A 20,082-nucleotide genomic window follows, 5' to 3' on the forward strand; every position below is an offset into this window, starting at 1 on the left:
CCTAGACTCGAGGCATGGCTCAGCGGAACACCTGGCAGCGCGAACGCGTGCGCGATGCGCTCGCCGACGCGCGCGGTTTCGTGAGCGCACAGTCGCTGCACGCCGAGCTGCGTCAGGCGAACACCGGCATCGGGCTCGCCACCGTGTACCGCGCGCTCGCCGGGCTCGCCGCCTCGGGTGAGGCGGACTCGCTGCAGAGCCCCGAGGGCGAGGCGCTCTACCGGGCCTGCTCGACGGAAGGGCACCACCACCACCTCATCTGCCGGTCATGCGGTCTGACCGTCGAGATCGAGGCGAAGGATGTCGAGCAGTGGGCTCAGCGCACGGCAACCCTGCACGGGTTCCGCGACGCTGAGCACGTCGTCGACATCTTCGGTCTCTGCGCCAGCTGCGCCAACAGGCAGGATGCCTCGCCCGAGGCGGCGCAGTGACATCCACGGCCACGCCGACGGTGCCGCACGCGCATCGCCAGCCGCCTCGTCGGGTGCCCACCGGGAAGGCCGTCGTGGCAGGCGCCGGTGTCGTCGCCGTGCTGGTGCTCATCGACCTGTTCGCGCCCGCGCTCTTCTCCGACGCCCTGCCCGCCCGCGCTCAGGACGGACTGACCCTCGCGCTCAGCGTGCTGATCGAGGCGCTGCCCTGGGTGATCCTCGGTGTCGTGCTGTCGATCGTCGTGCAGGTGTGGCTGCCGTCGGACGCCGTGCAGCGGTGGCTGCCGCGGAATCCGTGGGCGCGGCGCGCTGTGCTGTCGCTGCTGGGCATGTTCATCCCGGTCTGCGAGTGCGGCAACGTGCCCTTCGCCCGTGGGCTGATGATGCGCGGCCTGGCGCCGGCCGAGGCGATGACCTTCCTCATCGCCGCTCCGATCGTGAATCCCATCGTGATCCTCACCACCCATGCCGCGTTCGGCTGGGACGGCGGGATCCTCGTCGCGCGTCTGCTCGGCGGCTTCGTCATCGCGAATCTCATCGGGTGGATCTTCAGTCTGCGCCGCGACCAGCAGGCGCTGCTCACCGAGAGATTCGTCGACACCTGCGCGCACGTGGCGCATGAACCGGGCAGTCCCGCACGTCGCAGCCTCGTGCAGTTCCTCATCGAGCTGCGCGCCGTCATGCCGGCTCTCGTGATCGGATCCGCGCTCGCCGGCGCCGTCCAGGTGCTCGTGCCGCGGGACGTGCTGCTGGCGATCGGCTCGAACCCCGTGCTGTCGATCGTCGCCATGGTCGTGCTCGCGATGACCGTCGCGATCTGCTCGAACGTCGACGCCTTCTTCGCCCTGTCGTTCGCCTCGACCTTCTCATCGGGTGCGATCATCGCGTTCCTCATCGTCGGCCCGCTGGTCGATGTGAAGATGCTCGCGCTGCTGCGCACCACCTTCACCGGTCGCGTGCTGGCCGCCGTGGTCGGGGTGGTCGTGCTGTCGGCGTGCGTGATCGGAATCGGGGTGAACGTCCTTGGCTGAGATCGCGAGCGCACGACGCGACCTCTGGCGCGCTGTCGCCACCCGCTGGCTGGGCGTCGGCCTCGCCGTCATCATCTCGGTGGTCACGCTGGTGCTCGCCGTGACCGGCCGGCTCACCCTGTACATCAGCCCCGAGACGGTCTGGTTCGCGGGGGCCGCGGCCGTGCTCACGCTGGTCCTGGCCGTCTGGTCGTGCACCCTCCCGCTGGGCGCGGAGGGTGAGCACGACCACGCGCACGATGCACCGGATGCCCGGGCGCAACGTCGACGCCGGATGCAGACGGTCGCCGCGGTGAGCGGAGGAGTGATCGCCTCGGCGGTCGTGCTCGCGGGACTCGTGCTGCCTCCGGCCTCCCTCTCAGCGCAGATCGCGCTGTCGCGCGCCGGCGAATCGCCGACGCTGTTCGCCGGTGCCGATGACGTCACGCTGGGCGTCGCCGACACCACCAGCTTCGGAGTCGGCGACTGGTCGATGGCGTTCGCCAACTCCACCCGCCCCGAGAAGTACGACGGTGCGGCCGTCACCCTCACCGGCTTCGTCACCCCTGCGGAGGACGGCGACGTGAACCTCACCCGCATGGTGATCTCGCATTGCGTGATCGATGCTCAGCCGGCATCCGTCCCCATGAGCGGTGGCGGACTCGACGGCGACTACGAGACCGGGCAGTGGGTCGAGGTGACGGGCACCGTTCGCGCCGGCGACGGCGGCGCGCTGAGCATCGAGTCGGCGACGGTGAAGAGGATCGACGAGCCGAAGGACCCGTATGAGTACTGACGGTCCGGACGCCGGCGGCTCGGGCGAGCAGCCGCTCACCCGCGCCCAGCTGCGCGCGCTGCGAGCTGCGGAGACCCATGACGAAACGGAGGCCGCGCTCGAGGCGCCCCCCGCGCCGGACGCGCCCCCCGCGCCGGACGCGGCCCCCGCGCCGGACGCGGCCCCCGCCCTCGACGCCGCACCCCGCACTCCGGACCCCGCGGCCGCGCCACCGCGCGAGCGCCGGTTCACCCTCACTCTGCTGTCGGTCCTCGGCATCCTGACGCTGGTCGCCGGTGCACTCGCGGTCGTCAGTCTCGTGCAGGGGCCCCGTCTCAGTCAGGTGCAGGTCGATCCCGCACAGGCGATCGAGGCATCCGGCAGCAGACTCATCCTCACCGCCAACCAGAGCCTCGACGCCGTCGACGCGGAACAGATCTCCGTCGAGCCGGCCGTGCCGTTCACGGTGGATGCCAGCGGACGCAGCATCGGCATCCGATTCACCGTTCCGCTGCACGACGACACGACCTACCGGGTCGCCGTCGCCGGTGTCACCGCCTCCGGCGGGGGCACCGAAGCCGACCTCGAGACGAGCTTCCGCACGCCCGCGTCGAGCATCATGCTGCTGCAGCGCTCGGCCGACGGCGCCGACAAGATCTTCCTCTCCGACCTGAGCGGCGAGAAGGCCGCGCCGGTGTTCGAGCATCCGCGCATCAGCGACTACCGCGCCACGAGCGACGTGCTCGTCGTCGCGGTCGAGGAAGAGGAGGGCTCGCATCTGCTCGTGATGAACCGCGACGGCTCCGATCAGCGCGAGCTGCCGCTGCCGGGCGAGGGGTACGTCTCGTCGGTGCAGGTGTCCGACCGCGCCGGCCTGGTCGGCTACAGCTACTCCGACCGCGATCTCACCGAGACGACCGGCCGCGCGAGCGTGCTCGTGACCCAGGCTCTCAGCGGCACGGACGAGCCGCGCATCGTGCAGATCGATGGCAAGGACGCGAATGTCGCCGAGTGGCGCTTCGTGCCCGATTCGACATCGCTGCTGTTCATCGACTTCAACGGCTCGCTCACGGTCGAGGACCCCACCGGCGACGCAGGAGCGCAGCCCATGGGCACCGCGGCGAGCATCCTCGGTGTGAACCGCGGCACGTACACCGCGCTCATCGAGCGCGCCGACGGCAGCTTCGTCGTGCTCGACCTCACCGACGGCGCCGAGCAGCCGCTGCCGGCTTCCGACCCCGACTACGGCGACGCTGTCGGCATCGAGGCGTTCCCCGGCGGCACCCTGCGGCACGTCGTGCAGCGCGATGAACTCGGCATGCCGACCGGCCAGGCGGTCGTGCGGGTCGACGACCAGGGCGTTGCCTCCATGATCGCGGAGGTGAGCGGCGAGGACTCGATCCTGCAGACCTGCGTGTCACCGAGCGGCCAGTACGCCGCCGTCACCATCGCCCCCGACCTCGCGAGCAACGACTACGACGACCTGCTGCTGCCACTTCCCGTCACCCTGCACACCAGCCTCATCGACCTCGTCGGCGATCGCGAGCTGCCCACCCTGAGCGGCTTCGACATCTCGTGGTGCCGCACGGCTCCGCTGCCATGACGATCGACCGCGAAGACCTGCTCGGGCTGCCGATCGACGTGGCCCCGCGCCTGCTCGGCGCCGAGCTGCGGACGATCGTCGCCGGCGTCGAGACAGCCCTGCGCATCACCGAGGTCGAGGCGTACCACGGTCGTGGCACGGGCGATGTGCCCGACCCCGGCTCGCACGCGCGCATGGGCCCGACAGCGCGCAACGCCACGATGTGGGGCGAACCCGGGCACCTGTACGTGTACCTCAGCCATGGCATCCACTCGTGCATCAACGTCGTCTGCGGGCCGGAGGGAACGGCCGGCGGGGTGCTGCTGCGCGCCGGCGAGATGGTCGATGGAGTGGATGCTGCGGCGCACCGCCGCGGCATCGCGACCCCGCTCTCGCGCATCGCGCTGCGTGACCTCGCCCGGGGGCCGGGGCGGCTCGGACAGGCGCTCGGTCTGCGTCACGCGCTGCACGACGGCATCGACTTCGTCTCGGGCGAGGAGCAGAACGGCGCCATCGCACGGCTGACCTGGGGTGAGCCGGTGGCCGGAGTCTCAGCCGGCCCGCGCGTCGGAGTCGCAGGAACGGCGGGCACGATGGCGTTTCCCTGGCGGTTCTGGATCACCGGCGACCCGACCGTGTCGCCGTTCCGCTGGGGGCGCGGCGCTCGCGAGGCGGCCGAGCAGGGCTGAGCCTCGGCAGGGGCGAGACCGGGCAGGGGGCGACCGAGGGGAGGGCGTCCCGTCGTGGGTCCGTCAGACGACGGTGCACCCGCAGGACTCGCGCACCCGCAGCTCTGTGGAGAACTCATGGTGGCGGCGCTGGTCGCCTGCCTTGAGCAGGATGCTCACCGCTGCATGCGCCATCTCCTCCAGCGGCTGCACGGCCGTCGTCAGGCGCGGCCACACGAAATCGGCCGAGACGGTGCCGTCGAACGACGCGACGGCGATGTCGTGAGGCACCCGCACGCCGTGCTGACCGAAGGCGGCGAGCATGCCGATCGCGATCTGGTCCGATGCCGCCATCACCGCGCGCGGTCGACGTGGACCCCGCATCAGCTGCATCCCTGCCTCATAGCCGCCCTGATGGGTGAACGGCACGTGCACGAGCGGCCCGAGCGGCAGCCCGGCAGCGCTCAGCGCATCGCGCCAGCCCCGCTCACGCTCGTCGTACCGTGCGGCGCTTCCCGCGAACGCGATATCGCGGTAGCCGTGGCCGATGAGATGCGCGGCCGCACCGCGGGCCCCGACGGCGAAGTCCACTCCGACACTGTGCAGACCGTCCGTCTCGCCGAATTGGCCGATCACGACAGTGGGGATGCCGAGCGCCTCGACCAGTGACTGCTCGCGCGCGGTCAGCACGTCGGCGATGATCAGACCGCCGATCTGGCGCGAGACGAGATCGCGGATCTGCTCGGAGGTCGACACCTGCTCGCGGTCGGAGTTCACGATCAGCAGCGAGCGGCCGTTGTCGGCACTGGCCTGATCGAGGGCATGGCAGAGCTCGGCGAAGAACGGGCTGCGATTGTCATGCACGAGCAGGCCGAACATGTCGGCGGAGCCCATCGACAGCGCCCGTGCCGCCGCGTTCGGGCGGTAGCCGAGCACGCGCACCGCGTCGAGCACTCGTTCCCGGGTGAGCGGCGCGACCGCCTTCGGCCCGTCGTTGAGCACGTAGCTGACGACGGCGGTGCTCACCCCGGCGTAGCGGGCGACGTCAGCCCGGGTCACAGACCGCGGTCGGCGGTCAGCGTGCATGCGGTTGTCCCATATCGGGAATCATAAGCCGCTCGCCGCCTCGACGCGCGGACTCGTGCGCCATCACGCCGGGAAGCGTGAACCTCGCCGCTTGCCAGGCGTTCACCGGCGGCAGGGTCTGATCGGTCACCGCGCGCACGAAGTCGTCCACGAGGAAGTGGTGGCTGCCCTCGTGCCCGTTCGGCAGCTTCTGCAGCTCAGCCGGGATGCGCGCGCGCTCCTGCTCATGGATCGCCGCGTACCCCGAGATGAAGGCGTCGCGCAGCGCCGGTGCGACCGTCGACAGGGCGGGGTCGTCGGCGGATGCCGAGGGATCGGTGTCGATGAGGTGCGAGATGTCCTCGACGCCCTGACGGGTCTGCCAGACGGTGGTGCGGGCGAGCTGCTCGAACGAGCCCTCGGTCCCGAACCAGCGGAAGCGCGACTCGCGCAGGTGCGTCGGGTAGCCCACGCGGCGGAACTCGTTGATGCGCATCGAGCCTCCGCCAGCCACCTCGAACAAGGCGGTGGCGTTCGAGAAGTCGTTGTCGAACTGGCTGACTCCCCGCTCGAACACCCCGTCTCCTCGCTGGTCGGTCACGCCGATCGCCGACACCGCGACGGCGTGCGTCGGCCATGCGCCCAGCACGCCGCCGATCGAGTGGGTGGGATACAGCAGCGGCGGATAGCTGGCGGTGCTCTTCCAGCCCGCACCGCCGGAGTACTGGTAGGCCTCGTAGAAGCCGAGGTCCATGTCGTGGATGTAGTCGCCCTCGCCGTAGAACAGCCGGCCGAACTCGCCGGACGCGAGCTTCTGCCTGGCGTAGACCGTGGCCGGGTTGTAGAAGCTCGTCTCGCCCATCATGTAGGTGAGGCCGGTCTCGCGGACGGCATCGATGATCGCACCGATCTCGTCGACGGTGATCGCCATGGGCACCGCGGAGTAGACGTGCTTGCCGGCGCGCAGCGCCTCGACGACGAGCGGGCCGTGCATCCAGCGCTGGGTGAAGATCGCGATCGAGTCGACAGCCGGCGACGCGATCATCTCGTCGAAGCTGTCGAAGGTGCCGGCGAGGCCGGCGGATGCCACGAGCTCAGCCGCACGAGACGGCACGACGTCCGTGACATGGACGGCCGAGATCCCGGGGTGGTGGTGGAAGAGGGTGGCGAACTGACCCGCGAACTGGCCCGCGCCGACGAGCCCCATGCTGAACGCCATATGCCGCAGTCTTCCATCGGTCGTCAACGGGTGTCAACAAAGGGAGGGGGCCTCGGAACCGTGCCCCTCAGTACGGCTCCGAGACCCCACGGTTCCCCAGTGATCTACGCGGGTAGAGTATCACGATTCCCGCACTTCTGCACTGATTTGTTCGTCCTGGTTCGCGGGTGCCGCGGTTGCAGTGTTCGCGCCGTGCTAAACTGACTCCTTGTCTGTGCACACTCCTGTGCGCAGTTCGTATCCCACTTCCCTCTCCTCGGTCTCGAGTCCTGTTATGGGGCCCTGAGCCTGTCGAAGGGTGGGATGCAGACAAGGGATCTTGGGTGAGGCCGTCCGGTCTCACGGTAATGAAGGAGTCACAACATGGCAGCAGTGTGCCAGGTGACCGGAGCTGTTCCCGGCTTCGGTCACAACATCTCGCACTCGCACCGCCGGACGAAGCGCCGCTTCGACCCGAACGTGCAGAAGAAGACCTACTACGTGCCGTCGCTCGGTCGTAAGGTCACCCTGAACGTGTCCGCCAAGGGCATCAAGGTGATCGACGCTCGCGGTATCGAGAAGGTCGTCGCGGACCTCAAGGCGAAGGGTGTGAAGCTCTAATGGCCAAGAAGGCTCAGGACATCCGTCCGATCATCAAGCTGCGCTCGACGGCGGGCACCGGTTACACCTACGTGACCAAGAAGAACCGCCGCAACACCCCGGACCGGCTCGTGCTGAAGAAGTACGACCCGGTCGTTCGCAAGCACGTCGAATTCCGCGAGGAGCGTTAAACATGGCGAAGAAGAGCAAGATCGCTCGCAACGAGCAGCGCAAGGTCATCGTCGAGCGCTACGCCGAGCGTCGCGCCGAGCTGAAGAAGACCCTGGTCGACCCGACCGCCACCGACGAGGCCCGCGAGGCCGCTCGCGTCGGCCTGCAGAAGCTGCCGCGCAACGCGTCGCCGATCCGCGTGCGTTCGCGTGACGCCATCGACGGCCGCCCCCGTGGCGTGCTCACGAAGTTCGGCATCTCGCGTGTCCGCTTCCGTGACATGGCTCACCGTGGCGAGCTGCCCGGCATCACCAAGTCGAGCTGGTAAGCATCCCTGAGCTCGTCGAAGGGTTGTGAGGGGCGAGGATCTTCGGATCCTCGCCCCTTTCGCATCCCCGTCCCCTGGCCTCGCTTGATACGCAGGAATTCGCTCGAAACGCAGGATGCCTCCCCGCAGTCGCTCCTGTGATCCGTGAGAATTCCTGCGTTCCGGATGCCCTGCACAGACTCGCTTTTCACGACTGTGTCCCCAGATGCCGGGCGCGAGGACCGCCGGCCGCCGTGCGGCGGTGGAAGCTCCTCACATGGATCTGTTCGAGGAGCTGCGTCGTCGCGGCGGGATCGCTCGTACGCGCACTCTGCGTGACGCGGGAGTATCGGAGCACGCCATCCGCCGAGCGAAAGCTGACGGCTCTGTCATCAGGCCGCGCAACGGCTGGATCGCACTGCCGGATGCGGACTGGTTCGCGCTGGCGGTCGTACGCAGAGGACTCGTGATCAGCTGCGTCAGCCTCGCGGAACGTCGGGGGCTCTGGGTTCCCGAGCCGCATCAACGGCACGTCGTGGCGTCGCCGCACTCCTCTCGCTTCTCCGTACCCGAGCACGCCGTCGTCCATTGGACGCAGCCGGTCATCCCTCGAGAACCGGATGCCGTGGAAGACGACCTGCGCAACGCGCTGGTCCTCGTCGCGCGCTGCCAGCCATTCGAGACGGCATTGATCATCTGGGAGTCCGCGCTGAACAAGGGGCTGGTCGACAGGGCATCCATGGCCCGGCTCGGGCTTCCCGCTGCGGCCCGGGCGGTGCTCGACCGGGCTCGTCCCTACGCCGACTCCGGTCTCGAGACGATCATCATCCACCGGCTGGGCTGGCTGCGGTTGCCGATGCTCCCTCAGGCGTGGGTGTACGGGCATCGAGTCGACCTGCTGATCGGGAAGCGCCTGGTGATCCAGCTGGATGGCGCCACGCACACCGGTCCGCAGCGCACGAGTGACATCGCACACGACGCACTGCTCGCGCTCCACGGCTTCCACGTGCTGAGGTTCAGCTACGAGCAGGTGATGGAGCACTGGGAGCAGGTGCAGGCAGTCATCACCGAGGCCGTCGCCCAGGGTCTGCATCTCGCCGACTGATGACCGCGCAGATCGCAGGAGATCACATGAATTGCAGGAGCGAACATGGCATCCGCTCCTGCGTTTCGTGAGAACTCCTGTATTCGCGGCGCCCGAGCGCCGCGCAAGCGCTGCGCGCAGGGCATCCGCACCACTCGAATCTGTGACTGAAGTGACCAAAGTGACCGAACTCGCCGGGTAATCCGGCCAAAACCCGCGAAATGACGCGGAATCACACGCTCCGGTTGGTACATTCAAGGCGGTCGAACGACCGACGGGGGTCTCCCTCGAAATCAACACGATGCGACGGACCTTCGTCGCTGGAGGAGTGACATGGCTGACAAGTCCATCACCAAGACCGAGCTCGTCGCGAGCATGGCTTCCGCCACCGGCGAGAGCCAGGCCACCGTCTCGCGCGTGCTCGACTCGCTGTTCACCACCGTCTCGGACGCCGTTGCCAAGGGCAGCAAGGTCTCGATCCCGGGCTGGATCGCGTTCGAGCAGGTCGACACCGCCGCTCGCACCGGCCGCAACCCGCAGACCGGCGCCGAGATCAAGATCCCGGCCGGCAAGCGCGTCAAGGTCACCGCTGGCTCCAAGCTGAAGGCAGCAGTCAAGTAAGACCGCTCGCCATGAGTGAAGGCCGTCCCTCCGGGGGCGGCCTTCACTCGTATCGGCCGTAGGCTGGAAGGGTGAATCCGTACCGTCTCGCTGGCCTGGCGATCCTCGTCATCAGCGGGGCCGCTGGCCTCATCGCGGCTCTGGTCGTCGGCGGCGGCGCGGTGCCTCCGAAGCTGCTCGACCCCGGTCCCATCGTCATGTGGGGGCTGCCAGCCGCGAAGCTCATCGCCAACCTCGGCGCCGCCGCGATGCTCGGCTCGCTCGTGCTGGCGCTCTTCGGCCTGCGCAGCGAGACCCGGCCTTTCGACCTCGCGATCGACACGGCATCCGTCGGCGCCGCCATCTTCACCATCGGCTCGGGAGTCACCGCCTTCCTCACGTTCATGGCGGCCTTCAACCCCAAGCTCACCGCAGACCGCGGCTTCGGCGAGCAGTTCGGCCGCTACCTGCTCGAGCTGCCCCTCGGCCAGGCTTGGCTGATCACCACCGTGATGGGTGCCGTGGTCACGCTGCTGCTGTTCGGCTGGCGCAGCTGGACCGGCATCATGCTCACGGCAGTGCTCGCCGCGGCATCCTTCCTGCCGATGGCCACTCAGGGCCACTCCGGCGACGTCGCCGGCCACACGGTCGCGGTCAACGCGATCCTGCTGCACACGATCGGCGCCGCGGTGTGGGTGGGCGGCGTGATGCTGCTCGTCATCCTCCGTCACGTCGGCACCCGACAGACAGGGCAGGCGAAGACGAAGAAGACGGATGCCCGCATCGACCTCCCCGTGCTCGTCGCACGCTACTCGTCGCTGGCGCTGGCCTCGTTCGCCGTCGTGGCGTTCTCGGGCATCGCGCGCACCGTCGTGGCTCTGGGGGAGTGGAGCGAGCTGCTCTCGCCGTACGGCCTGATCGTCATCGCCAAGGCGGTCGCACTGGTCGGCCTCGGCCTGTTCGGCGCCTGGTACCGCCGACGGCTCATCCCGCGCCTCGGCGGCGACCGCGAGAAGCGCGCCTTCTGGTCGCTGATCCTCGGCGAGCTCGCCCTGATGGGCCTCGCCTCGGGTGCCGCCGCCGCGCTCGCCCGCACCCCTCCGCCGCTCGGCGAGCAGGCACCGGCCGTGCAGACGCCCGCGGAGCGCCTCACCCGTGAGCCGCTGCCACCCGAGCTGACGCTGGACCGCTGGTTCACGTCGTTCGACATCGACGTGCTGTGGATCGCAGCCGTCGGCTTCGGGGTCTTCCTCTACGTCGTGGGGATCGTCCGGCTGCGCCGCCGCGGGGATGCCTGGCCGGTGCATCGCACGATCTTCTGGATGCTCGGCCTGGCGCTGCTGCTGTGGGTCACGAGCGGTCCGATCAACGCGTACCAGGACTACCTGTTCAGCGTGCACATGGCAGGGCACATGCTGCTCAGCATGGCGATCCCCGTGCTGCTCGTCGCGGGCGCTCCGATCACGCTGGCGCTGCGCAGCATCCACAAGCGCGATGACGGCACCCGCGGCGGACGCGAGTGGATCCTGTGGGCGGTGCACTCGCCGTACTCGCGGTTCATCACGCATCCGTTCGTCGCCGCCGGCATCTTCGCCGTGTCGCTGTGGGCGTTCTACTTCACCGACCTGGTGCGCTGGGCGATGTACGACCACTTGGGTCACGAGTGGATGATCATCCACTTCCTCATCTCGGGCTACCTGTTCGCGATGACGCTGATCGGCGTCGATCCGATCCCGTACCGGCTGCCGTACGCGGGCCGGCTCATCACCCTCATCGCGGTGATGGCCACGCACGCGTTCTTCGGCATGGCGATCATGATGCAGGAGGGCCTGTTCGTCGCCGACTGGTTCGGTGCGATGGGCCGCACCTGGGGCGCGACCCCGATGGAGGATCAGTACATCGGCGGCGGCATCGCGTGGTCGGTCGGCGAGATCCCGACGCTGATCCTGGCGATCACGGTCGCGATCCAGTGGTCGAGATCGGATGCCAGGCTGCAGCGTCGCCGTGATCGGCATGCCGACCGCACCGGGGATGCCGAGCTCGAGGAGTACAACGCCCGGCTCGCGCGCATGGCAGAGCGCGACAGCGTGCGCTGAGCGGTCAGTCCTCGAGCGTCGGCTGATCGCCGTCAGGCGAGCCGACCCGGATCGACACCGATCCATCCGGGAGGACGGTCGCGGTGCCGTTCACCTGGAACGGCACGTCCTGCGAGACCTTGCGCACCGAGCCGTCGAAGAGCGACTGAATCCGCACCTCGATGTGCGCCATGGCATCGGCGGGCGGCAGCGCCCAGGCGGCGCCGTCGGGCACGAGGCTGATGACGGGCTGCGCGGTGATCGACCACTTCGGCACCGTGTCGGGGGCGAGCCGGTTGTGCAGCTGCAGCCCGAACGGGCAGCGAGTGGGCTGCAGCACCTCCTGCGTCGCGCAGTCGGCGAGGAACTGCTCGACCTGCTGCTGCACGACCTCGACGAACTTCTCGGTCGGCTGCGCCTGCACGTCGACCGGGGTTCGGGCGAGTGCGGTGTCGGCGAGCACGCTCACGCCCGGTGACGACGAGATGGCCGTGTCGACGGTGACCGAGTACCGGCCCGGAGTGAAGACCAGCAGGTGAAGCGGGTCGAGGGGAGCGGCCTCCGCGCCGTCGACGGACACCTGACGCCGGTCGATCGCGAAGCCGTTCACGGCGAACACGTCGGCTCCGCGCACGGTGAGCTCGATTTCAGCCAGCGGGCTGGCGGTGAAGCGCCAGTTCGGCGTGACCCCGACCCAGCCGTCCTGCGCGACGGTGAAGGTCGAGGTGCCTTCGACGCCGCCGGCACGGTAGTCGACGACGATCTCGTGCACGCCGTCCCTCGAATCCTTCTCGGTGACCGTCACGTCGGTGAGCGGGGCGAGGGCGGCGCGGCGCAGCAGCGCCTCGGAGGCGGCCGCGTCGATCCCGGCGTCCTGCAGCACCGCGAGGTCGAGCGAGACGCCCGGCACCTGCAGCGCCTCGACGGCGTGACCGCTCGAGAGCAGATCCATGTACCGCTGCACGAAGGCGGAGGGGCTGTAGAACGACTGGTACAGCGACATCCCTCCGGCGCCGATCGCGGCGAACAGCAGCACGCCGATGACGGCCAGAAGAGTGAGGTCGGACCGCAGGCTGGAGCGCGCGCGCGGGCGCGCTCGCCCCGGTGATACCCGCCCCTGCATCATGGCGCAAGTCTAGGCAGTCGGCGCTGGGACGATGCCGTACGAACCCGACGTGGACTTAACATAGGGTCGTGTCCGTCACCCTCTCCGAAGAACAGCACGCGCTGTTCCGACTCATCGAGGACACCGACGAGCACGTCTTCATCACCGGTCGCGCCGGCACGGGGAAGTCCACCCTGCTGCAGCACTTCGCGTGGAACACGAAGAAGCAGATCGCGATCTGCGCACCCACCGGCGTCGCCGCGCTCAACGTCGAGGGGCAGACGATCCACTCGCTCTTCCGCCTGCCGATCGGCCTCGTCGCCGAGAGCGAGATAGAGCAGTCGGACGCGACCCGGCGCATCCTCAACGCGATCGAGACGCTCGTCATCGACGAGATCTCGATGGTCAACGCCGATCTGATGGATGCCATCGATCGGTCGCTGCGGCAGGCGCGCGGCAAGCGCGGCATCCCGTTCGGCGGGGTGCAGGTCGTCATGTTCGGCGACCCGTACCAGCTCGCGCCGGTGCCGCCGCGCGGTGATGAGCTGCGCTACGTCCAGGATCACTACCGCTCGTTCTGGTTCTTCGACGCCAAGGTGTGGACCGGCGGGAGCGACGGCGCCGGGGGGATGCTGGACATCGGCACCTATGGCGCGACGCTGCACGTGCACGAGCTGGTGCACATCCATCGTCAATCCGATGACGGGTTCAAGGCGATGCTGAACGCCGTGCGGTACGGACGCGTCACCGCCGACATCGCCGGCGTGCTGAACGAGAAGGGCGCGCGCACTCCGCCCGAGCCGGAGCCGGGCGAGGTTCCGATCATCACGCTCGCCACGCGCAACGACATCGTGAACAGCATCAACCGGCGCCATCTCGCAGCCCTTCCCGGCCGGGAGCAGACCGCGCACGCGGAGGTCTCGGGCGACTTCGGCCGCGGCGAGGCGAACTACCCCGCCGACGCCGAGCTGAAGCTCAAGGTGGGTGCCCAGGTGATGTTCCTGCGCAACGACGTCTCGATGCAGGGCGAGCCGCCGCGATGGGTGAACGGGTCCATCGGCACGGTCACGCGCATCCTCGGCGAGACGGTGCGCGTCGATGTCGACGGCGACGAGTTCGATGTCGAGCCGGCGGTGTGGGAGAGGTTCCGCTACGCCTACAACCCGGGCACCAAGACCCTGACCCGCGAGGTCGCCGCGGAGTTCACGCAGTTCCCTCTGCGCCTGGCCTGGGCGGTCACCATCCACAAGTCCCAGGGGAAGACCTACGACCGCGCGGTCGTCGACCTCGGATCCGGCGCCTTCGCGCCCGGTCAGACGTACGTCGCGCTGTCGCGGCTCACCTCGCTCGACGGGCTGTACCTGTCGCGGCCGCTGCGGCCGAGCGACATCCGCGTCGACGAGGATGTGCGCCGCTTCATGCGCGAGGCGTGGGAAGCCCGTCAGGCCGAGCGAGCCGAGAGCGCCGGAGCAGACGAGAAGAAGGAAAAGGGCATCCGGATGCCATGACGGGCGGCCTTTCAGTCTCGTCGCCCTAGACTCGGAGAGTCCATCCCCGGGGAGTCTTCTATGCATCTTCGTTCGTCGCGCCGTGTGCGCGCAGCCGTGGGCGGCGCACTCGTCCTGGCCCTCGCACTGACCGGCTGCACAGGGTCGGATTCCGAGTTCAGCTACACGCCGCCGAAGCAGGTCGACGCGAAGCTGCCCGACGACGTGACCGGGCAGCTGCAGGCGGCTGTCGAGCAGGCGATCGTCGCGAGCGGATCATCGGGCGCGATCGTCGGCGTCTGGGTGCCGTGGAGCGGCGAGTGGATCACGGGCCTCGGCACGCAGGGCCCGGGTGGCGATGCGGTGACGACCGACATGTCGTTCCGCGTCGCGGACGTGACCCGGCTGATGACCTGCGATGCGCTCTACGGCATGGCCGACGACGGCAAGCTCGAGCTGGACGCGCCCGTGCCGAAGTACGTCTCGGGCGTCGCCGACCTCTCCGACATCACCCTGCTCGACCTCTGCAACGGCACGAGCGGAGTCGGCTCCTCCGAGGCCGTCGTGAAGCCGTACTGGTTGAACACGCCGGGGCGGGAATGGGCCCCCATGCAGCTGGCGAGCTTCGGGCTGGGCACCGGCCGCACCCCCGCGCACACCGAGTACCGGGAGTCGGACGCCGGGTACCTCATACTCGGCATGGCCCTCGAGCGGATCTCCGGACGCAGCGCCTCCGAGCTGATCGCGAAGTACGTGACCGAGCCGCTCGAGCTCTCGTCCACCTCGCTTCCGCCGCGCGAGTCGGCTGCACCCGCTCCATCGCCCGCGCTCAAGGGCACCTTCCTGCCCGCAGCCGAGGGCGGCGGCTACGACTGCGCGGCTCCCATCGACATCACGAAGAGCTCGTCGAGCATCGGCTTCACCGACGCGGGTGTCGTGTCGACCATCGCCGATCTCGGGCGCTACGCCCAGGCCGAGGCTCGCCAGGCGCTGCGTGAGAAGAACGCCGAGCCTGCGCGCTTCGGGGCGCCTCTGCCGGTCAGCGCGGACGCGCCGAGCTGGTACCAGGCGACGGGCGGCGGCTACCTGGTGGGATCGCTCGTCGGGCAGCACGGGTGGGTTCCCGGGTACGCGACCGCGGCGTACTCCGACCCGGCCACCGGCTTCACCGTGGCGGTCACCCTGAACGGCTCGTCCGCGGGCGGTTCGATGGCGGCATACCTCGCCTGGGAGCTCGCGGCGATCGCCTCGAAGGCCCCCGCGGCCGAGGGGCAGTCCGCTCCGGAGTTCGGACTGCCGTTCACGGCTGAGCAGTACGCGCAGAGCATCGCCGATGCGGCCATCTGCGCGCCGCCCGCCGGGGAGTGAGCCGCGCGGCCATCAGAGGTGACCTGGCGTCATCCGGTCTCAGCGCAGTCGGGCTGGTCGCGGTCGGCCTGATCTGCCAGGAGGTCGGGGCGTCCGTCGCCGTCCTGCTCTTCCCGCAGGTGGGCGCGCTCGGCATGGTCATGCTGCGACTGGTGTTCTCGGCGCTGATCCTGCTGCTCATCACCCGGCCTGCGATGCGCGGCCACTCGGCTGCGGCGTGGCGCTCCGCTCTCATGCTCGGTGGCATCCTCGCTCTCATGAACGGGCTGTTCTACCTCGCGCTGCGTGAGCTGCCTCTCGGGGTGACCGTGACGATCGAGGTGCTCGGCCCGCTCGCGCTCGCCGTCATCGTCGCACGCACCCGCACGGCATGGCTGTGGGCGGCCGTGGCCCTCGTCGGCATCGCAGCCCTGGGCGGCGGCGGGTGGGATCGCCTGACGGTGACCGGCGTGCTGTTCGCCCTCGGCGCGGCGGCCAGCTGGGCGGCGTATATCCTGTCGTCGGCACGAGTGGGGCGGGACTTCGCCGGTCTCGACGGCCTCGCGCTCGCGATGGCGTTCGGCGCGCTGCTGTCGCTGCCGTTCGGCATCGTGGATGCCGGCGCCGCGCTGCTGCGTGTCGAGCTGATCGCCCTGGGTGCCGCGGTCGCCGTGCTGAGCTCGACCATTCCGTATGCCCTCGAGCTCATCGCGCTGCGCCGGCTGTCACCGGCGGTCTTCGGCATCCTGATGAGCCTGGGTCCTGCGACGGCGAGCGTCGCAGGGTTCGTGCTGCTCGGCCAGCACCTCTCGCCACTGGAGGTCGCGGGCGTCGTGCTCGTCGTGCTCGCGAGCGCCGGCGCCGTGTGGGCGGGGCGAAAGCGGCGCTCTCGCGGGATCGACGCCGACGTTCCGCCCACGCCATGAAAGAATCGATGGGTGCGCTCGTCTGGTAGATCTCGGCTCCTCCGCGGCTTCGCGGGCGCCTCGATCTCGACCTTCGTCGCCCTCGCCTCCCATGTCTGGGTCGGCGGTGATCTGCCGGGGATGCTCGGCATCGCCGTCCCGTGGCTGCTGTCGTTCATGGTGTGCACACTGCTCTCCGGCATCCGGCTGTCGGCCATCCGCCTGACGCTCTCGGTGCTGGCATCGCAGGCGCTGTTCCACGCGCTGTTCGTGCTCGGTGCGATCACGCCACGCGGCGGCATCGCGCCCCACGTCCACGGACCCCTCACGCTCTCCGCCGGAAGCGCCGTGATCGTGCCCCAGGACGCGGGGATGTGGGCCGCACACGGCGTCGCAGCGGTGATCACGGCGGTCGCGCTGCATCGCGGTGAACGGCTGATCCAGGCGCTCGCGGCCCTGGCATCCTCCGTCGTGCGGTGGCTGACCCGCACCGTCGCCGGCGCGCCCTGCCTCCCGGCGATTCCAGCCCGGCCGCGCTGGGCGGTGCTGTCGGCGCCGTCTTGCACCGAGCTGCACCTGTCGTCCGTGCACCGGCGCGGGCCGCCTCTTCGAGTCGTCTGATCCATCGCAGCCGAGAGGCCGCGCGGGCGCTCGTGCGCCCCTTGAAGATGACTCGCCGCTCCGCGGCATCCAGAGAAAGAGGTTTCCCATGTTCCGCATCCGCATCACCCTCGCCGCCGTCGCCGTGGCGACCATCGCCGCGCTCGCCGTCGCCGCACCTGCATCGGCGCACGACGAGATCGTCTCGAGCACGCCGGCCGCCGACGCGCAGCTGACCGACGCTCCGAGCGAGGTCGTCCTGACGTTCTCGAACACCCTGCTCTCGCTGGACGAGAACAGCGGAACCGCCATGACCGTCGTCGACGACTCGGGCGAGGACTGGGTCGCCGGGCCGCCCGCGGTCGCCGCTGACACGGTCACGGTCCCGCTGGCCGACGGGATGCCCGGGGGCGCCTACACGGTCACCTGGCAGGTCGTCTCCAGCGACGGCCACCCGACGTCGGGGGAGTACTCGTTCTCGCTGACCGCGGCCGAGGAGTCCGCAGCGCCCAGCGCCACACCCGCCGAGACGGCTGCGGCGGAGCCGACCGACCAGCCCTCCGACGCGGCGCAGCCGGCTGAGCAGTCGGATTCGATGCCCTGGCCGCTGCTGATCGGACTCGGAGTCGTGCTGCTCGTCGCGATCGTCACGGCCATCGTGATCGTCGTGCGCCGCAAGCGCTGACATCGGCTGTGGACGGGCCTCGCCGTGCACCGGCGGGGCCCGTTCCCGGTGATACGTTCGGCGACAGCGTGCATTGCACGCGTTCAGGAGGCATGGCATGGCGATCGTCGACAACGGCATCTACGTGGGCGGCGCGCGCACGGCGAATCCCGACAGCATCGACGAGACGTTCGAGCTGATGCGCGAGCGCGGCGGGATGGGCTGGATCGGTCTGTACCGGCCGGATGCCGAGGAGCTGCAGGCGGTCGCCGCGGAGTTCGGACTGCACGAGCTCGCCGTCGAAGACGCCCTCCGCGGCCATCAGCGCCCCAAGCTCGAGCAGTACGAGGATCATCGCTTCGTCGTGCTGCGACCCGCCCGCTACCTCGACGCCGAGGAGGAGGTCGAGTTCGGCGAGGTGCACGTGTTCGTCGGACGTGACTTCGTGGTCACCGTCCGACATGCCGAAGAACCCGACCTCGGCCGCGTGCGCCGTCGCCTCGAGGGAGAGCCGGCGCTGCTCGCCCACGGCCCCGAGGCGGTGCTGTACGCCATCCTCGACGAGGTCGTCGACCGGTACGCGCCGGTGCTCGCCGGACTCGAGAACGACATCGACGAGATCGAGAACCAGCTGTTCGTCGACGACGTCGACGCCACGCAGCGGATCTACGAGCTGTCCCGCGAGGTCCTCGAGTTCCAGCGGGCGGCGCAGCCGCTGACGGAGATCGTCGGCGGACTGCTGCGCGAGGGCTCCAGGCAGGGCGCGGATGCCGAGCTGCAGCGCCGCCTGAGGGACGTGCACGACCACTCCATCCGGGTCGCCGAGCGGGCCGCGACATTTCGGGCAGTGCTCGAGAACGCGCTGACCGTCGAGTCGACGATCGTCGCGCGCCGGCAGAACGAGGCGATGCGGCGGATGACCGAGGAGAGCATCCGGCAGGGCGACCAGATGAAGCGCATCTCGGCCTGGGCGGCGATCCTGTTCGCGCCGACGCTGATCGGATCGATCTACGGGATGAACTTCCGCGACATGCCCGAGCTGGACTGGGCGTACGGGTATCCGCTCTCCATCGGGGCGATGGTCGCGCTCGGCGGTGGCCTCTACCTCGCCTTCAAGCGCAAGGGCTGGCTGTAGCGTCGTGTGACGCTGCACGGCACGGGTGCCCCGGATGCGGGGCGCGCACACCAGAATGGATGCATGAGCCCCGCCGACCTCACCGCCACGCACCCGTACGACGCGATCACCGAGGACGATCTGCGGACGGCCGGCAGCGTGAAGTGGACGCGCTTCCCCGGGACCATCGGCACGTTCATCGCCGAGATGGACTTCGGGGTGGCTCCTGCGATCTCGGATGCCATCGCCGACGCGCTGCGCGCCGGCTTCACCGGCTACCTGCCCGTGCCGACGGCGCGCGCTCTGCAGGAGGCGGTCGCGGACTGGCATGCCGACAGGTACGGCTGGGCGGTGCCGAGCGACGACGTGCGGCTGGTCGCCGACGTGATCGCCGCATACGAGTTCGCGATCACCACCTACACGAAGCCGGGAGATGCGGTCATCGTCACCACCCCGGCCTACATGCCGTTCCTCGACGTGCCGCTTCGGCACGGACGCCGAGTGATCGAGGTGCCCAGCCTCGAGGTGGACGGCCGCTGGACCATGGATCTCGCGACGGTGGCATCCGCGTTCGCCGACGGCGGGGAGCTGCTCGTGCTCTGCAACCCGCACAACCCACTGGGAACCGTCGCCACGCGAGAAGAGCTGCTGGCGATCGAACAGACGGTGTCGGATGCCGGTGGCCGCGTGTTCTCCGATGAGATCCACGCCCCGCTCGTGTACGCACCCGCCAGGCACATCCCCTACGCGTCGGTGTCGGATACCGCCGCCGCGCACACGCTGACGGCGACGTCGGCGTCGAAGGCCTGGAACCTGGCGGGCTTCAAGTGCGCCCAGCTGATCCTCTCGAACGACGAGACGCGTGCCGCGTGGGATGCCGACGGCGGCTGGGCCGGGCACGGCACGGCGACGATCGGCGTGATCGCGCAGCTCGCGGCCTACACCGGAGGCGCCGAGTGGCTGGCCGAGGTCACCGACTACCTCGACGGCAGCCGGCGGCTGCTCGCAGAGCTGGTGGCCGAGCACCTCCCCGGCGTGCGGGTGACCGTGCCGGAGGGGACGTACATCGCTCTGCTCGACTTCCGCGCCACGCGGCTGTCGGACGATCTCGGCGCGGACGCCGATCTCGGCGCCTGGTTCCGCGAGAACGCCGGCGTCTCGATGACCGACGGTGCGCTGTGCGGCCAGGCGGCGATCGGATGCACGCGATTCGTGTTCGCCACCCCGCGGCCGATCATCCGCGAAGCCGTGCTGCGGATCGCGGAGGCGCTGAAGAGCTGAGGATCGGCGACCG

Annotated in this window: 22 protein-coding genes; 19 read left to right on the top strand and 3 right to left on the bottom strand. The window is 69.5% G+C overall.

The genetic code is table 11. From position 1 onward, the window contains the following. The first annotated feature begins 14 nt into the window (after window positions 1-14). Genes ACIPV2_RS09635 through ACIPV2_RS09655 form a run of 5 tightly spaced genes read left to right on the top strand, consistent with a single transcriptional unit; the run spans window position 15 to window position 4,487 of the window. Complete coding sequence (locus ACIPV2_RS09635; protein WP_400840675.1) at window positions 15-431, top strand: Fur family transcriptional regulator; 417 nt, start codon at window positions 15-17, stop codon at window positions 429-431. After that, complete coding sequence (locus tag ACIPV2_RS09640; protein WP_400840677.1) at window positions 428-1,462, top strand: permease; 1,035 nt, start codon at window positions 428-430, stop codon at window positions 1,460-1,462. Before ACIPV2_RS09635 ends, ACIPV2_RS09640 begins: the two co-directional genes overlap by 4 nt. Then, window positions 1,455-2,237, top strand: a complete 783-nt coding sequence (locus ACIPV2_RS09645; protein ID WP_400840679.1) for a TIGR03943 family putative permease subunit — start codon at window positions 1,455-1,457, stop codon at window positions 2,235-2,237. Before ACIPV2_RS09640 ends, ACIPV2_RS09645 begins: the two co-directional genes overlap by 8 nt. Next, a complete protein-coding gene (locus ACIPV2_RS09650; RefSeq protein WP_400840681.1) occupies window positions 2,227-3,819 on the top strand; it encodes a hypothetical protein in 1,593 nt (530 codons plus the stop codon). Before ACIPV2_RS09645 ends, ACIPV2_RS09650 begins: the two co-directional genes overlap by 11 nt. Further along, entirely contained in the window at window positions 3,816-4,487 is a 672-nt protein-coding gene (locus tag ACIPV2_RS09655) for a DNA-3-methyladenine glycosylase (RefSeq protein WP_400840683.1), read from the top strand. The genes ACIPV2_RS09650 and ACIPV2_RS09655 overlap by 4 nt, the downstream gene beginning before the upstream one ends. 63 nt (window positions 4,488-4,550) lie before the next feature. Here ACIPV2_RS09655 and ACIPV2_RS09660 read toward each other — a convergent pair whose 3' ends face one another. Further along, window positions 4,551-5,525, bottom strand: a complete 975-nt coding sequence (locus ACIPV2_RS09660; protein ID WP_400840686.1) for a LacI family DNA-binding transcriptional regulator — start codon at window positions 5,523-5,525, stop codon at window positions 4,551-4,553. Between the two features lie 16 nt (window positions 5,526-5,541). After that, window positions 5,542-6,750 carry a Gfo/Idh/MocA family protein gene (locus tag ACIPV2_RS09665; protein WP_400840688.1) on the bottom strand — a complete coding sequence of 403 codons (1,209 nt, stop codon included), beginning with the start codon at window positions 6,748-6,750 and terminating at the stop codon, window positions 5,542-5,544. Between ACIPV2_RS09665 and ACIPV2_RS09670 the strand changes: the two genes are divergently transcribed. The 7 genes from ACIPV2_RS09670 (at window position 6,737) to ACIPV2_RS09700 (ending at window position 11,587) form a co-directional block, all read left to right on the top strand. Beyond that, window positions 6,737-6,853 (top strand): hypothetical protein, encoded by a 117-nt coding sequence (locus ACIPV2_RS09670; RefSeq protein WP_400840690.1) that lies wholly within the window; start codon window positions 6,737-6,739, stop codon window positions 6,851-6,853. The genes ACIPV2_RS09665 and ACIPV2_RS09670 overlap by 14 nt on opposite strands. Window positions 6,854-7,113: 260 nt before the next feature. Then, window positions 7,114-7,350: a 50S ribosomal protein L28 gene (gene rpmB / locus ACIPV2_RS09675; RefSeq protein ID WP_071645079.1), complete on the top strand. Its 237-nt coding sequence runs from the start codon at window positions 7,114-7,116 to the stop codon at window positions 7,348-7,350. Continuing rightward, window positions 7,350-7,520: a 50S ribosomal protein L33 gene (gene rpmG, locus ACIPV2_RS09680; RefSeq protein WP_045250846.1), complete on the top strand. Its 171-nt coding sequence runs from the start codon at window positions 7,350-7,352 to the stop codon at window positions 7,518-7,520. Before rpmB ends, rpmG begins: the two co-directional genes overlap by 1 nt. 2 nt (window positions 7,521-7,522) lie before the next feature. Continuing rightward, the gene (rpsN, locus tag ACIPV2_RS09685; protein ID WP_101187557.1) at window positions 7,523-7,828 is read left to right on the top strand and encodes a 30S ribosomal protein S14; all 306 of its coding nucleotides are present in this window, start codon (window positions 7,523-7,525) and stop codon (window positions 7,826-7,828) included. A gap of 256 nt (window positions 7,829-8,084) precedes the next feature. Next, window positions 8,085-8,912: a DUF559 domain-containing protein gene (locus ACIPV2_RS09690; RefSeq protein ID WP_400840694.1), complete on the top strand. Its 828-nt coding sequence runs from the start codon at window positions 8,085-8,087 to the stop codon at window positions 8,910-8,912. 312 nt (window positions 8,913-9,224) lie between these two features. After that, the gene (locus ACIPV2_RS09695) at window positions 9,225-9,512 is read left to right on the top strand and encodes an HU family DNA-binding protein (protein ID WP_101187559.1); all 288 of its coding nucleotides are present in this window, start codon (window positions 9,225-9,227) and stop codon (window positions 9,510-9,512) included. A 71-nt stretch (window positions 9,513-9,583) separates the two neighbouring features. Beyond that, on the top strand, window positions 9,584-11,587 hold the full coding sequence (locus ACIPV2_RS09700; RefSeq protein WP_400840696.1) for a cytochrome c oxidase assembly protein: 2,004 nt from the start codon (window positions 9,584-9,586) through the stop codon (window positions 11,585-11,587). 4 nt (window positions 11,588-11,591) lie between these two features. Here ACIPV2_RS09700 and ACIPV2_RS09705 read toward each other — a convergent pair whose 3' ends face one another. Beyond that, window positions 11,592-12,692 (bottom strand): hypothetical protein, encoded by a 1,101-nt coding sequence (locus ACIPV2_RS09705; protein WP_400840698.1) that lies wholly within the window; start codon window positions 12,690-12,692, stop codon window positions 11,592-11,594. Window positions 12,693-12,760: 68 nt separating this feature from the next. Between ACIPV2_RS09705 and ACIPV2_RS09710 the strand changes: the two genes are divergently transcribed. The 7 genes from ACIPV2_RS09710 to ACIPV2_RS09740 all read left to right on the top strand — a co-directional run bounded on the left by ACIPV2_RS09710 (window position 12,761) and on the right by ACIPV2_RS09740 (window position 20,069). Continuing rightward, window positions 12,761-14,179: an ATP-dependent RecD-like DNA helicase gene (locus ACIPV2_RS09710; protein WP_400840700.1), complete on the top strand. Its 1,419-nt coding sequence runs from the start codon at window positions 12,761-12,763 to the stop codon at window positions 14,177-14,179. Between the two features lie 60 nt (window positions 14,180-14,239). Continuing rightward, a complete protein-coding gene (locus ACIPV2_RS09715) occupies window positions 14,240-15,526 on the top strand; it encodes a serine hydrolase domain-containing protein (protein ID WP_400840702.1) in 1,287 nt (428 codons plus the stop codon). Further along, window positions 15,523-16,431, top strand: coding sequence for an EamA family transporter (locus ACIPV2_RS09720; protein WP_400840704.1), 909 nt, complete (start codon window positions 15,523-15,525; stop codon window positions 16,429-16,431). The genes ACIPV2_RS09715 and ACIPV2_RS09720 overlap by 4 nt, the downstream gene beginning before the upstream one ends. Window positions 16,432-16,443: 12 nt before the next feature. Beyond that, window positions 16,444-17,031 carry a hypothetical protein gene (locus tag ACIPV2_RS09725; protein WP_400840706.1) on the top strand — a complete coding sequence of 196 codons (588 nt, stop codon included), beginning with the start codon at window positions 16,444-16,446 and terminating at the stop codon, window positions 17,029-17,031. A gap of 88 nt (window positions 17,032-17,119) precedes the next feature. Further along, window positions 17,120-17,695 (top strand): copper resistance protein CopC, encoded by a 576-nt coding sequence (locus ACIPV2_RS09730; RefSeq protein WP_400840709.1) that lies wholly within the window; start codon window positions 17,120-17,122, stop codon window positions 17,693-17,695. Between the two features lie 97 nt (window positions 17,696-17,792). After that, window positions 17,793-18,809 carry a magnesium/cobalt transporter CorA gene (gene corA, locus ACIPV2_RS09735; RefSeq protein ID WP_400840711.1) on the top strand — a complete coding sequence of 339 codons (1,017 nt, stop codon included), beginning with the start codon at window positions 17,793-17,795 and terminating at the stop codon, window positions 18,807-18,809. A 63-nt stretch (window positions 18,810-18,872) separates the two neighbouring features. Next, complete coding sequence (locus ACIPV2_RS09740) at window positions 18,873-20,069, top strand: MalY/PatB family protein (RefSeq protein WP_400840714.1); 1,197 nt, start codon at window positions 18,873-18,875, stop codon at window positions 20,067-20,069. Window positions 20,070-20,082 lie beyond the last annotated feature (13 nt).

Source organism: Microbacterium sp. NPDC089987, assembly GCF_044748505.1.
In the GTDB taxonomy this organism is placed as follows: domain Bacteria; phylum Actinomycetota; class Actinomycetes; order Actinomycetales; family Microbacteriaceae; genus Microbacterium.

Bases quoted from the DNA above. Each gene is read 5' to 3' on its own strand.
- ACIPV2_RS09635 (WP_400840675.1), top strand. From the start codon at position 15: ATGGCTCAGCGGAACACCTGGCAGCGCGAACGCGTGCGCGATGCGCTC.
- ACIPV2_RS09650 (WP_400840681.1), top strand. From the start codon at position 2,227: ATGAGTACTGACGGTCCGGACGCCGGCGGCTCGGGCGAGCAGCCGCTC.
- ACIPV2_RS09655 (WP_400840683.1), top strand. From the start codon at position 3,816: ATGACGATCGACCGCGAAGACCTGCTCGGGCTGCCGATCGACGTGGCC.
- ACIPV2_RS09670 (WP_400840690.1), top strand. From the start codon at position 6,737: ATGCTGAACGCCATATGCCGCAGTCTTCCATCGGTCGTCAACGGGTGT.
- ACIPV2_RS09665 (WP_400840688.1), bottom strand. From the start codon at position 6,750: ATGGCGTTCAGCATGGGGCTCGTCGGCGCGGGCCAGTTCGCGGGTCAG.
- rpmB (WP_071645079.1), top strand. From the start codon at position 7,114: ATGGCAGCAGTGTGCCAGGTGACCGGAGCTGTTCCCGGCTTCGGTCAC.
- rpmG (WP_045250846.1), top strand. From the start codon at position 7,350: ATGGCCAAGAAGGCTCAGGACATCCGTCCGATCATCAAGCTGCGCTCG.
- rpsN (WP_101187557.1), top strand. From the start codon at position 7,523: ATGGCGAAGAAGAGCAAGATCGCTCGCAACGAGCAGCGCAAGGTCATC.
- ACIPV2_RS09690 (WP_400840694.1), top strand. From the start codon at position 8,085: ATGGATCTGTTCGAGGAGCTGCGTCGTCGCGGCGGGATCGCTCGTACG.
- ACIPV2_RS09695 (WP_101187559.1), top strand. From the start codon at position 9,225: ATGGCTGACAAGTCCATCACCAAGACCGAGCTCGTCGCGAGCATGGCT.
- ACIPV2_RS09705 (WP_400840698.1), bottom strand. From the start codon at position 12,692: ATGATGCAGGGGCGGGTATCACCGGGGCGAGCGCGCCCGCGCGCGCGC.
- ACIPV2_RS09715 (WP_400840702.1), top strand. From the start codon at position 14,240: ATGCATCTTCGTTCGTCGCGCCGTGTGCGCGCAGCCGTGGGCGGCGCA.
- ACIPV2_RS09730 (WP_400840709.1), top strand. From the start codon at position 17,120: ATGTTCCGCATCCGCATCACCCTCGCCGCCGTCGCCGTGGCGACCATC.
- corA (WP_400840711.1), top strand. From the start codon at position 17,793: ATGGCGATCGTCGACAACGGCATCTACGTGGGCGGCGCGCGCACGGCG.
- ACIPV2_RS09740 (WP_400840714.1), top strand. From the start codon at position 18,873: ATGAGCCCCGCCGACCTCACCGCCACGCACCCGTACGACGCGATCACC.